Source organism: Rummeliibacillus pycnus, assembly GCF_044359855.1.
Taxonomy (GTDB): Bacteria; Bacillota; Bacilli; order Bacillales_A; family Planococcaceae; genus Rummeliibacillus; species Rummeliibacillus pycnus_A.
The window spans coordinates 472,093-487,856 of sequence record NZ_CP132291.1 but is presented as its reverse complement, the minus strand read 5'-3'; the positions used below and the strand labels follow the sequence as shown (position 1 = coordinate 487,856).

Below are 15,764 nucleotides of genomic sequence, written 5' to 3'. Positions count from 1 at the left end.
ATTGAAAGAAGTGTTTAAAATAAACAAAATAAAAACAATAGTGATCTGTTTATCTATTGTTCTAATTATTTTACTTGGTATTATCTTTTTTGAATTTATTGTATTAAGAATACTCGGATTACGATATAATTCATTTGCTTCTTTAATATCTTTCTTTGTTCTATATCTACTACTTGAATTACCTCTTTCATTAATAGCAAATGCGATACCCAAAGCATTAAAATCTGTTGGTATTATCCAATCAAGTAAAGGGTGGTTATCATATTCCTTGGATACCGGATTGACATTTGCCTTAATTAATTTACTTGATACCTTTATGGAGAATATAAGGATAAATTGGCAAGGTGCCGTTATATTTTCACTTATTACTGGATTAATTAGTTTAAAATTAAAAGCGAAAGATGAAGAACCACCAATAATTGATAGTGATGAATTTAAAGAAATAGATTCGATTTTAAAAAATAGTAGGAGACAATAAAGACAGTGCTTCCTCTATACTTATTCTTATTGTATTATTGTCCCCGCTAAGTGAAGAGCTAGAATGAAATAATTATATATAGGATAAATATACCTAATAAAAAGGCCCTCTCCAATAGAGAGAGGACTAAACGATTTATAATTTTGCCGAACAATAAGTAAATTTCACTTCACTACCCGAAAATAAATATAATAGAAAGATTCTGTTAAGGAATTTATTCTACTGAGTTAGCTATTCGAACTAATGTTTCGGGAGTTTCTACGTTTGATACTTCTCTATAAATTCCGAGTAGATATTGCAAATCATTTTTCTCAAAAATCAAAAAAATAAATTGGGGACTTTCAAAATAAATGGCTTTACTACGGTCTTGAAGTGTAAATTCTTTACCATTGCGGTTCAATTTATCTTTGAAATTAATTTTATTTATTAAAGGACGAATATCAATTTTATAAATATTTTCCCTTACATCTTTATTAACATACATGATATATAGGGAATGATTCATATTATATTGCTTATCTTCATAAATGCTCCCGAATTTATGTGTGAAAGAAATAGAAGGCATCAATCTGGGTAACTTTATGTAGTGGCTGCTGAAACAGGAAATTTTCGGGAAGCTGCTGAAAAATTGTTTATTTCACAACCGAGTATTACTGTTCATATTCATCAACTAGAAGAAAGTCTTCAAGTTAAGTTGTTTAAAAGAGAGCATACGAAAATCTCTTTAACCGAGGAGGGGCAATATTTTTTAAAACAAGCAACTGAAATACTAAAAAAAGTAGAGGAAAGTAAACGAACAACACAGCTATTTTCAAAGCAAAAGAAAACTGAAGTAACGGTCGTATTATCTCCGTTATTAACTGAAACGAATTTACCCCATATTATTTATCAATTTTTAATGGAGCATCCAGAGTATGATATTCGTATTATTGTTGAAGATTCGGAATTGATTGATGAGCAGCTGCTTTCTAATAAAGCGCATATTGGCATAGGGATTGGTAAAAGTAAGCATAGTTCTATCCATGCAGAAAAAATTATTTCAAGTCCAATGCAGTTAGTTTTCCCTCTTGATAGCCAAGATGATGAAACAGGGAGATACTATGAATTACAGAATTTATTCGCTAAATATCCATTATTTACGGGGCATTTAAATGAAGCAATATTAATTGAACCATTATTACAAAAGCATCTCAGCACAGTTCGCTTGATGTCTATATCCCAAAGCTACATAGTTAAAAGATTTGTAAAAGACGTTTTAGGAATGGCATTTTTACCTAAATCCATTATTTATAAAGAAATGATGGAAGGAAGATTTAATATATTAGATTTTGATTTATTTGAATTACCTACCGTTGATTTATATATAAAATACTTTAAAGAAAACGATCAAATTATACCATTGTTAGACAAAATCAGATATTCCCACTTCTATTAAAAAGGGAAACTGAAACAAAGGCGAGGTTTTATTATTCACCTTCAGAAATGAAATGATTATTTTAACTCTATACATGGAAAATCATAACCATGACAATTTATAAAGTCTTAAATAAAATAAGAATCATCCATATCGGATGATTCTTATTAAAAGTAATTATGCTTATGGTCTTAATAATATTTTTCCTGTACTCTTACGACTTTCAAGAAAATCATGTGCTTTTGCTCCTTCTTCAAGAGAAAACACAGTTGGAGATTGAAGTTGAAGTTTCCCAGCGATTATCCAGTTAAATAATTGTTTAGAACGTTTTTGTCGTTCTTCAAATGATGTAAGAACATTCCATAAATCGCCACCTGTTAATGTTTTGGAAGTATCCATTAACATACGTGGATCAACTGGAGCAGGATCTCCACCTGACATTCCAAAGAATACGACTGTGCCGCCAATACGAGTTGCTTTAAAACTATCTTCGAGAGTAGAGCCAACAGATTCGTAAACTACATCTGCACCCCTACCTTCTGTGTACTCAATGACTGATTGAACCCAATTGTCATCATATGTAAAGGCAACATCTGCACCAATTTTTAAAGCTTTATTAGCTTTTTCTTTGGTAGAAGTAAGGCTAACTATTTTTGCACCATAGATTTTTGCAATTTGTATTAAATTTTGTCCAACACCACCAGATGCTGCATGAACAATAACCGTATCATTAGGTTGAACTTGATAACTATCACTCGTTAAATAGTGAGCAGTTAAGCCTTGTAAAAGGATAGAAGATGCAACATCAAATGAAATTTCATCTGGAAGTAAAATTAATTTTTCAATTGGAGTGGCAACTAGCTCAGCATTTGCAAACGGAACATCCGCAAATGCAACTCGATCACCAATTTGTACTTCTGTAACATTAGCTCCAATCGCTTCAATAATACCTGCACCTTCGTAGCCTAAAATAAAGGGCGGTTCACCAGCTAAATGATAATTTCCTTTTCTTCTATATATATCAGCAAAATTTAGTCCAATACTTTTAGTACGAACTAAAACTTCATTTGGTCGAATTTCTGGATTTGGAATTTCTTCATAATGTAATACATTAGAATCACCAAATTCGTTGAAAACAAGTGCTTTCAATACTAAAACTCCCTTAGCAATAGAATGAAATTATTTTAACATTAATCCTGTTTGTTTGCTTAGGATTTAGCTTAGAATGGTGTGCATTTATCCATTTTACCATTGGATGATGATGTGAAAATCAAGTGCCTCTGATAAAATTGAAATAACTTAAGAACATAGTAGATTATAAAGGAGTACAAGCAAATCAATGAATTACGATAAAGTTCAGCACATGCAAATCAATAAAGTAGTGGAGTATATAGAAAAACATATTCATGAGCCACTCCCTCTTGAACAGTTAGCTAAAGTTTTGACCTATTCTCCTTTTCATTTTCAATGATTGTTTAAAGGGTTTATTGGCGAAACTCCAGCTAGCTATGTGAAACAACTTCGATTGGAGAATGCTGCACATTTATTAATTTATGAACAACAATTACCTATTACTCAAATTGCATTAATAAGTGGTTATTCATCATTGTCCTCTTTTACATCCTAATTTAATGCCTATTTTAAAACGAGTTCAAAAAGCTGGAGAGAAGGGGCCTACTTACAACGATTTCCTCGAGAATATCATAATCTCAAGAAATCTAAACTAGTAAGCACAAATAAGAAAGCAGGAAATGAACAAAGCAATTATAATGAATTCAAATGGCTAGACTTAACTAAAGTACAGGGTGTTCAATTTCCAAAGTGCACTACAGTAAACAGGTATAGTATTGGTTCTTATTTGAATGGAATTCCAGATGTTTGGGAAGAGCATTATCGATGGTCAAATGCTAGAGGGTTGAACGAACAGGATACAATGATGTTTGGTGTTCCGAGGAACAATCCCTACATTACATTACCGGAGAAAAGTCGTTATGATTGTCGTATCGCCATTCCGAATTCTGGAGAGATTTATTATTGATGACGAAATGACCATGTATTATATTCCTTTGATGAGCCTGTAGAGTATAGTGAAAGAAGTATGTTAATCGAATGTTATTCAGAATTATATAGCTATTGGTTACCGATTAGTGGGAATAAATATTTGGGGAATCCGATAGAACTTGTACATATCGAAGAAGTGAGCGGGACACTCAATCTTACTTGAAGGATCAGTGCAATCGCTTTAGCCATTGAGCCTAAATAAAACCGGAGGGTAAATGTATGTCTATTGATTTAAGTGCGTTAAATTATTTTGCTATTATTGCCGGTGGTATCTTGTATATGATTTATGGTGCCATCTATTATTTGATATTAGTAGGAAAGGAAAATCAAAGCGAAGGTGCATTAAAATATGTGATTTCAGTGATCGTTGCATTTATTAGTTCTTTTTTTATTGCTTTACTAGTACAAGCGACTAACTCTAATAATCTGTTGGAAGGTGCTATGCTAGGTGGAATAATTGGTATTCTAATTTCAATTGTTTATTTGAAAAATTCATTATTTGGACTTGTAAATAAGAAGAATTTCTTGATTGCAATCGGTGATCATTTAATCATTTTCACTTTACTAGGGGCACTTCACGCTCTTTTTGTTTAATCGAATTGCTTTTATTCTCTTTAAATGTGCAAAACAACGAATCGCAACGCAAATAGGGTACGAAATCTTAATGATTTTCGTACCCTATTTTTTATTGATTTATCAATGCTTTACGTGAATGAATTTGCCGTTCTGGGTAAGACAAAATAAAAAAGTATCTTTAAAGGAGTTCAGGTAATAGTTCATAACAATTTCTTTGGAGGTGCTTTTCAAAGCATTTAAATGAAAAATTGGGTTTTGAAGTAGATGATTGAGTAATTGATATGGAAATTGTTTACAGACCAAAAAGATTGAATGGGATTATCATCCCAGTAGTTTAAATTTGATACATTCATTTTTCTTAATTTCGGTAAATTATTTATTTTTACAGTATGGTCGTCTATAAAAAAATCTTCCTTGTGAATAAATTATATTAAAGTAAAAGATAGTTTTTTACTTTAATAAATCAAAATAGGGAGGCTTTTATGCATTGATAAAACGAAATGACTTCCTCTACATTGGCGACGGCTTCGACAACACTGTGAAGACCTTCGAAGCAGAAACGGGGAGGTTCCTTGGTAGTTTTGTTGCATCTGGAAGCAACGGGTTAAACGGTCCTAGAGGACTCATCTTTGACCATAGTGGTAATCTACTTGTTACCAACCAAAACATTGGTCAACCCCAGAATGGCGACGTGTTGAAGTACAATAGACAAACTGGGGAGTTTCTTGGTGAGCTTGTACAATCTAACGCACCAGGTGCTCCTTTCGCACCGCGTGGCATTGTCCTATCGAATGAAAATCTCCTTTTTGTGGCGGACATGGGTGATGTTGACGTGCCAGGAGAAGTTCGGCTGTATAATGGCACCACTGGGGAGTTTCTTGGCAACCTCAACCACTCCAGCTTCACTGGCCAGTTCCATCCACGTGCTGTGGTTATTGGTCCCGATGGATTACTGTATGTTTCCGTTCGAAAACTTCCACAGGGATCAGGTGGCTCGGTATTACGCTTTAATCTAAGAACAGGGCAGTTCATTGGAGTGTTTATTGCAAGCAATACTGAAAATGACCTCAACCGTCCTGAAGGTCTAGTTTTTGGTCCTGACGGTAACCTCTATATCACCAGTTTCAGAAGGGATGACAAAGACACGGACAAAATATTGATTTTTGACGGTAAAACGGGCAAGTTTCTAAATAAGATTGAACTCGATGTCGTCGGACAGCCACGCGCTTTTGCACAGGCACTCCTGTTCGGTCCCGATGGAAAACTGTTTGTTCCCATTACAGGCGATGGTCCTGACACTGGTTCGGTGCGGCGATATAACGTCATCCATCATTTTAAGACGTTTGATGTGATCGTGCCGTCTGCTTCAGCGGGAGGCCCTTTAGGTTCGCCATGGTATTTGACTTTTGGCAATACGAACCCTGCTACACTGGCATTCCAACACGACCGCGATGATTGTACTCGCGAGTTATCAAACGAAAGTTCCTGAGTTTCCGTACGAACCTTCGCCATATTTGTGACAACAAGATTAGTGAAATAAGACTCTTTATAAAAAGGTCAACTAGAAATATCGATGACACAGATATTGAGAATGATAAGGTGAAGGGCCGAGCGTAAAGTAATAAAAGGAGAAATTAAAGATTTAGGGGAAAATAAGAAATAATCATCTTTAATTTCAATTAATGAGTGCTTAGGTTTAATAAGATAAAGGCTCGGTTCCTGTTTTAGTAGAGCCGAGCCTTTATAATAGAACCGACCATACTTCAATTGCAATTGACCCCGCAGTTTGACGGAAAAAAGAAATAGATATAAAAGCTACTTTATTTGAAACCAGATAGCACACTTTTACGTATATGTAAAAAAAAGAAAGGATGTATGATATGAATAAATACTCGATTGCTGAATTTATCAAAAATACAGAGCAAGTGGATAAAGGAGAAGGCTTTTTTGAATTAGAGACACCTCGTTTGTTGGAGGTGAATCTTGATGGACTTGTTTGGGCCAAGGCTGGTTCAATGGTTGCTTACAATGGAAGTATTAAGTTTGAACGAGAAGGTGTTCTAGAACATGGAATCGGTGCTATGTTCAAAAAGGCTTTTACTGGTGAGGGTGCTGCTCTTATGAAAGCAAATGGGCAAGGAAAGTTATATCTTGCTGACAGTGGGAAAAAAATCATTATTCTTTATTTACAGGACGAAGCAGTTTATGTAAACGGAAATGACCTACTTGCATTCGAACCATCTATCAAACACAATATTAAGCTTATGAAAAAGGTAGCAGGTATGATGGCAGGTGGATTATTTAATGTTCGGTGTGAAGGAACTGGTATGATTGCTATTACGGCACATTATGAACCACTTACTTTACGTGTAACTCCAGGAAATCCAATTATTACAGATCCAAATGCAACTGTTGCATGGTCAGGAAACCTTCACCCTGAATTTCAAACAGATATTTCACTTAAAACCTTCATTGGAAGAGGCAGCGGTGAATCCATTCAAATGAGATTTGAAGGAGACGGGTTTGTCATTGTTCAACCGTATGAAGAAGTTTATATGCAGACACAGAGTTAATGACTTTTAGGTACATAACTTAATTAGCACTCATGGCAATTGAAATACTTGAAAAGCTCTTTCTAGAGTATTTAATTGAATAAATCCTTTCGAACTAGATGCAAAGAGAAGTTCAAAGCTATGTTTATAGTCTAGTCCAATATTAGTTTTGGCGAGCCGTTTATATGAAAAATTTGATTTTGTATCAGATGGAAGAGTAATAGATGGGGAAATAGTTTACAGACTAAAATTATAATCAAATAAAGAAGCATTAAAATTACTAATAGAATAATGAACTGTATCCAAAGTAACTAATATTAGTAATTAAATTATAAAAAGCTCTGTTAATAAAATCAAAAGCACAAACAAAATGTTTGTGCTTTCTGTTTTTTATTTATTATTTAAAATTATAAACTTCGGGATCAGGACCATAATGGAAATCTTCATTTAATGAAGAAATTTTTTCAAGTTCTTCTCCTGAAAGAGTAAAGTCATAGATATCTAAGTTTTCACGAATACGAGATGGTGTCATTGATTTTGGAATGGTGATAACGTCATTTTGAAGATCCCATTTAAGTACGACTTGTGCTGTTGATTTGTGATACTTTTCAGCGATTTCAACAAGTGTTGGATCATTTAAAATTTCACCATTCATAAGTGGTGACCAAGCTTCCACTTGAATTCCATGTTTTTTGCAGTATTCTCGAACTTCCATTTGTGTTAGACGAGGTTGGAATTCAATTTGATTGACTGCTGGTACAACCGTTGTATTTGCAAGTAACTCTTCTAAATGATGAACATGGAAGTTACTTACACCAATCGTTTTAACTTTGTTTTTGTTATATAGTTCTTCAAGCGCTTTATATACTTCAATATAGTTGTCATCTTGACCAGGCCAGTGAATGATATAAAGATCTAAATAATCAAGACCTAATTTTCGAATGCTTTCTTCGTAAGCTTCAATAGTTTCATCATAAGTAAGTCCGTCATTCCAAACTTTAGAAGTGACAAATAATTCTTCACGACTCACTAGGCCTTCATCTATAGCTTTTTTGATATCTCGACCAACACTTTCTTCGTTACCATAAATATGTGCTGTATCAATATGTCGGTAGCCTTCTTTAATTGCTAGTGTAACCTTTTCAGCAAGCTCATCACTATCTTTTACACGAAAAGTTCCATAACCGACTGCAGGTATATGTACTCCGTTGTTTAATGTAACAGTTTGATTTGTCATATCAATCACTCCTCCTTTTCTGAATACATATTTTACCACGTACTGAATGAGAAATCTAAGAATATATATTTCCTCTTATATTTTATACTACATTCAAACCTAAACAATTTATACATAGCTAAATCATTTAAATCATAGTTTAGTGTAATTAGTATTAAACGTCTTGATACTAAAATGTTTAAGCGCTTACATTTTTAGGCGGAAAGGGGATTGTTTATTGGACTATAAAACTTTATGGAAGACGATGGGTTTTGCCTCGGTTATTGGTCTAATGATACTGTTCGTCTTTGCTTGGATTGCGACTTCCTAAGATAATGTTCAAAAAGAAGCAGCTGCTCAGGTATATAAAAATGTAGCAACTTGAACAGAAAGCAGTAAAGATGAAAAGAGTATAGAATTGTGTCCTTCTAAGCCTAACGTAAAAGTATAATATGCATCAAAAGAACCGACAACACATGGTGGTGATTTATACAACTGCATTGATACCATTCTTAATCAAATTAATACAGAAACAATTACAATAAATAGGTCCATATAGGAGAAGTAGTTAAGCATATTAATTCAATTTAAAATAAATAAAATAAAAAACAATTCAGGGCTTCTGAATTGTTTTTTTGTTTAATTAAACAAGCAAATGAAAATACTCTAAATATCAACTTAAAGCTGTATTAAAAAAGGGGGGATAAATCATGGATAATATTACTGGATATATGGATCAGTACGGATATATTGTCTTATTTGTCGCACTTTTTTTGGAATTGATTGCCTTTCCATTACCTGGGGAAGTTCTTATGAGTTACAGTGGGTTTCTTGTATACCAAGGTCATTTGAACTGGATTCTTAGCATCTTGATTGCTGGACTTGGAGCATCTACTGGAATGACCTTTTCTTATTGGGTAGGTTATAAGTTAGGTACTCCTTTTTTCGAGAAATATGGCCATTATCTTCATTTTGGGCCGGAGAGAATTAAGAAAACATCTCAATGGTTTAGTTTACATGGGAATAAGTTGTTGATTATTGCCTTTTTCATTCCTGGGGTTAGACATATTACTGGCTATTTTTCAGGGGCTACCCGGATACCGTTTCGTATATTTGCACTGTTTGCGTACTTTGGGGCTTTTCTGTGGGTAACAGTGTTTATCACCTTTGGAAAGATATTAGGTCCTCAATGGGATAAGTTTCAAAGTTCAATTAAAAAGTATTTGATTATAGGTGGAATTGTTGCAGCTGTTATCCTCATAGCAATTTATATATACAAAAAATATAAAGTGCAACTTAAAAATACAGCAATTCGAATTCTGCATTTTTCTTTACAAATATTTCATACCCGAAAACGAGCTGCGTTATTTTTATCTTTTACAGCTTTGGCCACTTTAGGACTAATTATATTAATGATTGGAATGATTCAAGACTTTCTCGGAAATGAATTTCAGGATTTTAATGAACTTATAGGGACATTGATACCTTTAATTTTCAATAAAGGATGGACTGAATTTATGCTTAAATTCTCATCAATGGGGTCTTGGGCATTTCTGATTGTTCTAATACTTTTCTCACTAATTTGTATTGTATTGAAAAAACACGATAGAATCATGTATATAACAGCCCTTGTGGTTGTTGTACTTGGTGGCGAACTTTATGAAGATAGTTTAACGCGAATTTTCCATACCTTTTCTCCTAATCATAATTATCTAATAAATGATCTTATTCCTGCTTTCCCAAGTGAAAAATCCTTAATGATTATGGTGATTTATGGATTCTTTATCTTTCTATTTGTTCGTATATTAAGTAAAATTTGGGTAAAGACATTCGTTTCAATTGTTGGACTAATTATACTTTTCTTTATTGCCATAAGTTTTATATATCTTAAAATGGAAATTCCAAGTGATGTGGCGGCTGGATATGTATTTGGTGGCGTGTGGCTCGGGCTAAATATTCTTCTCCTTGAATTTTTCCAATTACTTAAAAGCATGGACGTTCAAGCCGACAGCTAAAAGTTGAATGGAGTAGAGTATGCTAAAAGAATTGAAGATCTCTCTTATATAGAGTTTAAGATTTGGGGAAGTGAATTAATTTACAACTATGTAATTGATTGAACATAAACTTACTATGGAATGCAATCACTATTAAGGATTTAGGATTACAGCAAAAATCATCAGACTATGATGTATTTTGCTGTAATCTTATTTTTTTAGATGAATCGATTTCATAATGCAAAGTTAATATAAAATATACGAACAAATAATTTTATTCAATTTTGTTGATTGTGGAGCGGAAGACGGCGACTCCTCGAAAATGCATTCGCATTTCCTTAGTGCGAGGGTAATTCAGTGAGGTTCATTCAGAGTCCTACGGGAAAAGCTTGAGCTGAAAGCCACGCAGGAACGAAGTAAATGCAATGATTAAGTAAAAGTAGATGAAAATCTTGTATTGCTAAATTTGTTGATGTGGAATTAGCGAAGACTCCTACGGGAAAGCGAGACAGGTGAGACCCCGCAGGGCGGTTAAGGAACGGAGTCTAAGAACGCCACGTCCTGTGGCAACGACTCCGTGACCAACATCCGGTTGCCCCAAGGAGGCTCAACGCTCGCCCGCGGAAAGCGAAGCTAATTCCACATCATGCAGCAAACAGATTTATAAGTACCTTTAACATAATGACGAGGAGATTGAAGCCAAGCTCGTGGAAAGCGCCGTCTGTAGCGGAACATCCATATCTGAATAGTAAAATTCGTAATTAAAACTAAAAATAGATTTATGAAATTGATTCAGATAGTTAAATAAAGCCTTATAAAAAGTTGTTGGATAACTCAACTACAGTCAACTTTATCCTTTAGAAAGATATAAAAAACTAAATTTTCATTAGTTTTATTCGTTACATTAATTCAATACATAAATATTCAGATTTTTGCACATAATTATAAGTAGACAAAAATTTCTCAGTAGAGTTGAAAGATAGCCTCTTTCTAATTCTACTTCTAAATAATTTAAAGGTGGGTTTGAAATGGAGCAAGGAACGACAACTATTATAAAAAAGACGACGTTAATGCATTTAATGGATACTGTCGGAATTGCATTGTTTGTTGCGTCTTTAGCCTATTTAATTCTTAATTGGTCCAATCTTCCTGCTAAAGTTCCGACACACTTTGGTTTTAAAGGAGAAATCGATCGGTATGGACCGAAATGGGAATTGTTTTTATTACCATTTATTACTCTTTTAGTTGGTATTGCACTTCAATTTTTAGAAACTCATCCAGAATGGCATAATTCTCCAATCGGAAAGATCGATTCAAATATGGAACGGATTATTAAACAGAGTATTCTAATGCTATCATTTATTAGAAACATGAGCTTTCTTTTATTTGCATTAGTTATTTGGGAAACGATTCATATTGCACAAGGAAATAGAGCGGTTTTAGAAGGAGCAATATGGATTATTCTTGCATTAATAATTCTCTTTCCCACTATTATGACACTGATTTCATCAGTTAAAGACTTGGATATGGATTGATATCGAGAAATCGTATCAATCTTTTTTTATGCATAAATATAGTAGTTACCTACATCTACATCATCGAAAACCCAAAATTATGCTCTTTTATTTAGCATGGATGTGCAACCGTTTGCATAAGTATAGGTAATTACAATTGGTCATCTTTCTTAACGGTTTAGATTGGAGTGATGGGATGGTTCAGTTACAGGAACCTTGGTGGAAACGAAGTGTAGTTTATCAAATATATCCGCGAAGTTTCATGGATTCGAATGGTGATGGAATCGGAGATTTACGAGGCATCATTTCAAAACTGGGTTATTTACAGCGCTTAGGAGTTGAAGTCATTTGGCTTAGTCCTATTTATGATTCTCCAAATGATGATAACGGATATGATATTCGAAATTACTTCAAGATCATGGAAGAATTCGGAACGATGGAAGACTTTGAAGAATTGATAATACAAGGTAGACAGCATGGAATCCGAATTATCATGGACCTTGTCGTTAACCATACTTCAGATGAACATGCTTGGTTTGTAGAATCTCGTTCCTCTCTCCACTCAAAGTACCGCGATTACTATATTTGGCGTGATAGTCAAAAGGAACAGCCTCCTAATAATTGGGGCTCCGTTTTTTCAGGTAGTGCTTGGGAAAAAGATGAGCAAACAGGTGAGTATTATTTACACTTATTTTCGAAGAAGCAGCCAGATCTAAACTGGGAAAACCCGCAAGTACGAAATGAAGTATTTGCTGTGATGAAGTTTTGGCTTGATAAGGGGATTGGTGGTTTCCGAATGGATGTCATTAACTTTATATCAAAAGATAGTAGATTACTAGATGGAGAAATTCAGCCTCATCATCAATTTGGTGATGGCAGTCCATTTTTTATAAATGGTCCAAAGATTCATTCCTATTTAAAAGATATGCATGAAAAAGTTTTGCAGCAGTATGATGTATTAACTGTCGGGGAAATGCCTGGTACGACTTCTGAATGTGCCAAAATCTATACAAATCCAGATAATAAAGAACTTCAGATGATATTCACTTTTGAACATATGGATTTAGATAGCGGCCCTTATGAAAAATGGGATCTCAAGCCTTTAGATTTTATTAATTTAAAACGTACTATGGAAAAATGGCAGCTCGAACTCCACGATGTTGGTTGGAACAGTTTGTATTGGAATAATCACGATCAGCCTCGCATTATATCAAGGTTTGGTAATGATAGTGAGATGTATCGAGAGTTATCAGGGAAAATGTTAGCTATTTGCCTTCATATGATGCAAGGAACACCATTTATCTATCAGGGTGAAGAAATTGGGATGACAAATGTGAGATTTCAAGATATTCAAGAATATCGTGATATTGAAACATTAAATATGTATCGTGCCAAACGTCAACAAGGAAATTCACATGAAGAAATCATGGAAAGCATCTACGCTAAGGGCCGTGATAATGCAAGGACACCAATGCAATGGACTTCATCAGGTGGTTTTACAACAGGTAAACCATGGATTGATCTAAATGAAAATACTTCGAAAATCAATGTAGAAAATGCATTAAAAAAGACTTCATCCATTTTTTACACCTATCAAAGACTAATTCAGTTAAGAAAAGAGTATGACATTCTTACTTATGGATCGTTTCAATCACTATTACGTGAACACCCAAGCCTTTTTGTTTATAAACGAAAATTAGGCAATCAGGAATGGATTATAGTAGCCAATTTTTATGGAGAAACAGAGCAAATATCTTGGGAGAACTTTGAAGTGGACGATAAACAAGGGAAAATCATCATTGCTAATTATGAATGTCCCTTAATTGCCTATGGCACAATCATCGTTCGACCGTATGAAGCCTTTGTAATCGAAGTTGGAGGTGAATAAGATGGGTTCAATAATTGGTATTGATATTGGAGGTACTAAAATACGTTTGGGAGTTATCTCTAAAACAAAAAAAGTACTCAAAGATGTTACAATTCCTACTAAAATACCGGTATATCCCTATTTAGAAAATGAAATTCAGAAGTTACTTGTCGAATATCCGGATGTCATTGGAATTGGAATTGGCACAAGGGGAATGGTTGATTACGAAAGAGGAATTATCCTTTATGAAAAAGAGTTAGAAGGCTGGGAAGGGACAGAAGTAAAGTCACAGCTAGAAGCTGCTACCAAAATTCGAGTAGAAGTTAATAATGACGCAAATTGTGCCGCACTTGCTGAAGCCAAGTTAGGTGCAGGAAAGGCATTCGACCGTGTGATCTGTTTAACAATAGGCACTTGTCTAGGTGGTGGACTTGTATTTGATGGCAAGGTGATGAATGGTGCTCATGGTGGGGCAGGTGAAGTCGGTCATTTAATTTTGTATCCACATGGTTTACCGTGCGGTTGCGGTAGAAAAGGATGTAGCGAACAATATGTTTCAGGCACAGCGATAAGAAGATTAATTGCAGAAAAACGTGTTATTGACCCCGTAACTAATGCATTCGTTACACCTCAGCAACTATTTCGATTAGCAGCTAATGGGCAGCAAAATGCAATTGAAGTGAGAGAACGATTTTTAACAGATTTATCACTCGTCATATCCAATTTGCAGGCCGTATTAGATATTGATTGCGTTGTTATTGGCGGTGGCGTTTCAGAATCCGCTAATGATTGGTGGGACTTGTTGATTGATAAAGTAAACCCTTTAAAATTGCAACCACTTGAAATAAGAAGAGCCATTTTTGGCAACGAATCTGGAATGCTTGGAGCAGCCTTACTTGTACAAGATTAAGTAAAAGGATGTGATAAAGAATGTCTACATTAACCCTAAGAGGAGTTTCCAAGATTTATGACGCAAAAGTTAAAGCAGTTTCTGAATTTAATATAGAAATCGAAGATCAAGAATTTATCGTGTTTGTTGGTCCATCAGGATGCGGTAAAAGTACAACTTTAAGAATGATTGCTGGTCTTGAGGATATTTCGGAAGGGGAATTATTCATTGATGGAAAACGGATGAATGACGTTCAACCGAAGGATCGAAATATCGCCATGGTATTTCAAAATTATGCATTATACCCACATCTAAGTGTCTTTGACAATATGGCGTTTGGGCTGAAAATGAGAAAAGTTCCGAAAACAGAGATTCAAGAAAGAGTTGAAAATGCGGCGAAAATTCTAGATTTGGCCCCCTATTTGAAGCGTAAACCAAAAGCTCTTTCTGGTGGACAGCGCCAACGTGTTGCTTTAGGTAGAGCAATTGTACGTGATGCCAATATCTTTTTAATGGATGAACCTTTGTCAAACCTGGATTCCAAATTACGAGTACAAATGCGTACAGAAATAATTAAATTGCACAATAGCTTAAAAACGACAACGATTTATGTTACGCATGATCAAACGGAAGCCATGACAATGGCTACTCGAATTGTCATCATGAAGGATGGAGTCATTCAACAAATAGGCACACCAAGAGAGGTCTATGATATTCCGGCCAATATTTTTGTTGCAGGCTTTATAGGCACACCTTCTATGAATTTCTTTAACGGAACATATGAATCAGGTATTTTCCAAATTGGTGCATTAAAAATACCTTTACCAGAGGAACACCATGCACTACTCAATGCACACAATGGAAGAGAAATTGTCATGGGTATTCGTTCAGAATATATTGCAAAAGCAAAACCTGTTCCAGCTCATAGCAAAATATTTACGTTTGCTTCGCAGGCTGAAATGACAGAATTAACCGGTTCCGAACAAATGGTTTTTTCATCCATCGAAGGTCAATCTTTTGTAGGGAAAATCGATTCAAAAGAATCACTACGTCCTGATGATCAACTGAACTTCTCAATGCAATTAGAATTTGCTCACTTTTTCGATAAAAATTCAGAATTACGAATACAGTGAATAAATTCATAACATAGACCATATGTTAGCATACGCTTCACGCAGTTTTGTGCAAACGTTTTCACTTAGT

General features: G+C 34.6%; 14 protein-coding genes. 11 read left to right on the top strand and 3 right to left on the bottom strand.

All coding sequences use genetic code 11. The features are described from left to right. Positions 1–10 precede the first annotated feature (10 nt). Entirely contained in the window at positions 11–478 is a 468-nt protein-coding gene (locus Q8X41_RS02375) for a YrvL family regulatory protein (protein ID WP_397540185.1), read from the top strand. Between the two features lie 214 nt (positions 479–692). Here the strand turns inward: Q8X41_RS02375 and Q8X41_RS02370 are convergent, their stop codons facing one another. Then, a complete protein-coding gene (locus Q8X41_RS02370; protein ID WP_397538663.1) occupies positions 693–1,043 on the bottom strand; it encodes a hypothetical protein in 351 nt (116 codons plus the stop codon). A gap of 21 nt (positions 1,044–1,064) precedes the next feature. Between Q8X41_RS02370 and Q8X41_RS02365 the strand changes: the two genes are divergently transcribed. Next, entirely contained in the window at positions 1,065–1,913 is an 849-nt protein-coding gene (locus tag Q8X41_RS02365) for a LysR family transcriptional regulator (RefSeq protein WP_397538662.1), read from the top strand. Positions 1,914–2,075: 162 nt separating this feature from the next. On the opposite strand, the gene Q8X41_RS02360 is transcribed toward Q8X41_RS02365, so the two are convergent. Next, positions 2,076–3,041 carry a quinone oxidoreductase family protein gene (locus tag Q8X41_RS02360; RefSeq protein WP_397538661.1) on the bottom strand — a complete coding sequence of 322 codons (966 nt, stop codon included), beginning with the start codon at positions 3,039–3,041 and terminating at the stop codon, positions 2,076–2,078. Positions 3,042–3,363: 322 nt separating this feature from the next. On the opposite strand from Q8X41_RS02360, the gene Q8X41_RS02355 reads away from it, so the two are divergent. The 4 genes from Q8X41_RS02355 to Q8X41_RS02340 all read left to right on the top strand — a co-directional run bounded on the left by Q8X41_RS02355 (position 3,364) and on the right by Q8X41_RS02340 (position 7,102). After that, on the top strand, positions 3,364–3,519 hold the full coding sequence (locus Q8X41_RS02355) for a helix-turn-helix domain-containing protein (protein WP_397538660.1): 156 nt from the start codon (positions 3,364–3,366) through the stop codon (positions 3,517–3,519). 653 nt (positions 3,520–4,172) lie between these two features. After that, complete coding sequence (locus Q8X41_RS02350) at positions 4,173–4,547, top strand: DUF1761 domain-containing protein (RefSeq protein ID WP_397538659.1); 375 nt, start codon at positions 4,173–4,175, stop codon at positions 4,545–4,547. 469 nt (positions 4,548–5,016) lie between these two features. Next, positions 5,017–6,018 carry a hypothetical protein gene (locus tag Q8X41_RS02345; protein ID WP_397538658.1) on the top strand — a complete coding sequence of 334 codons (1,002 nt, stop codon included), beginning with the start codon at positions 5,017–5,019 and terminating at the stop codon, positions 6,016–6,018. A 391-nt stretch (positions 6,019–6,409) separates the two neighbouring features. Next, on the top strand, positions 6,410–7,102 hold the full coding sequence (locus tag Q8X41_RS02340; protein WP_397538657.1) for an AIM24 family protein: 693 nt from the start codon (positions 6,410–6,412) through the stop codon (positions 7,100–7,102). Between the two features lie 376 nt (positions 7,103–7,478). Here Q8X41_RS02340 and Q8X41_RS02335 read toward each other — a convergent pair whose 3' ends face one another. Next, positions 7,479–8,318, bottom strand: a complete 840-nt coding sequence (locus Q8X41_RS02335) for an aldo/keto reductase (RefSeq protein WP_397538656.1) — start codon at positions 8,316–8,318, stop codon at positions 7,479–7,481. A gap of 689 nt (positions 8,319–9,007) precedes the next feature. Between Q8X41_RS02335 and Q8X41_RS02330 the strand changes: the two genes are divergently transcribed. From Q8X41_RS02330 to Q8X41_RS02310, 5 genes are all read left to right on the top strand, one after another. Continuing rightward, positions 9,008–10,312, top strand: a complete 1,305-nt coding sequence (locus tag Q8X41_RS02330; RefSeq protein ID WP_397538655.1) for a VTT domain-containing protein — start codon at positions 9,008–9,010, stop codon at positions 10,310–10,312. Between the two features lie 1,007 nt (positions 10,313–11,319). Then, a complete protein-coding gene (locus tag Q8X41_RS02325; protein ID WP_397538654.1) occupies positions 11,320–11,826 on the top strand; it encodes a DUF1648 domain-containing protein in 507 nt (168 codons plus the stop codon). A 175-nt stretch (positions 11,827–12,001) separates the two neighbouring features. Continuing rightward, positions 12,002–13,693, top strand: coding sequence for an alpha-glucosidase (locus Q8X41_RS02320; protein ID WP_397538653.1), 1,692 nt, complete (start codon positions 12,002–12,004; stop codon positions 13,691–13,693). Between the two features lies 1 nt (position 13,694). Next, a complete protein-coding gene (locus Q8X41_RS02315; protein ID WP_397538652.1) occupies positions 13,695–14,582 on the top strand; it encodes an ROK family protein in 888 nt (295 codons plus the stop codon). 20 nt (positions 14,583–14,602) lie between these two features. Further along, on the top strand, positions 14,603–15,694 hold the full coding sequence (locus Q8X41_RS02310) for an ABC transporter ATP-binding protein (RefSeq protein WP_397538651.1): 1,092 nt from the start codon (positions 14,603–14,605) through the stop codon (positions 15,692–15,694). The last annotated feature ends 70 nt before the right edge of the window (positions 15,695–15,764 follow it).

Coding starts and splice junctions, on each gene's coding strand:
- Q8X41_RS02320 (WP_397538653.1), top strand. CDS start 12,002: ATGGTTCAGTTACAGGAACCTTGGTGGAAACGAAGTGTAGTTTATCAA.
- Q8X41_RS02330 (WP_397538655.1), top strand. CDS start 9,008: ATGGATAATATTACTGGATATATGGATCAGTACGGATATATTGTCTTA.
- Q8X41_RS02335 (WP_397538656.1), bottom strand. CDS start 8,318: ATGACAAATCAAACTGTTACATTAAACAACGGAGTACATATACCTGCA.
- Q8X41_RS02340 (WP_397538657.1), top strand. CDS start 6,410: ATGAATAAATACTCGATTGCTGAATTTATCAAAAATACAGAGCAAGTG.
- Q8X41_RS02315 (WP_397538652.1), top strand. CDS start 13,695: ATGGGTTCAATAATTGGTATTGATATTGGAGGTACTAAAATACGTTTG.
- Q8X41_RS02310 (WP_397538651.1), top strand. CDS start 14,603: ATGTCTACATTAACCCTAAGAGGAGTTTCCAAGATTTATGACGCAAAA.
- Q8X41_RS02350 (WP_397538659.1), top strand. CDS start 4,173: ATGTCTATTGATTTAAGTGCGTTAAATTATTTTGCTATTATTGCCGGT.
- Q8X41_RS02325 (WP_397538654.1), top strand. CDS start 11,320: ATGGAGCAAGGAACGACAACTATTATAAAAAAGACGACGTTAATGCAT.
- Q8X41_RS02370 (WP_397538663.1), bottom strand. CDS start 1,043: ATGCCTTCTATTTCTTTCACACATAAATTCGGGAGCATTTATGAAGAT.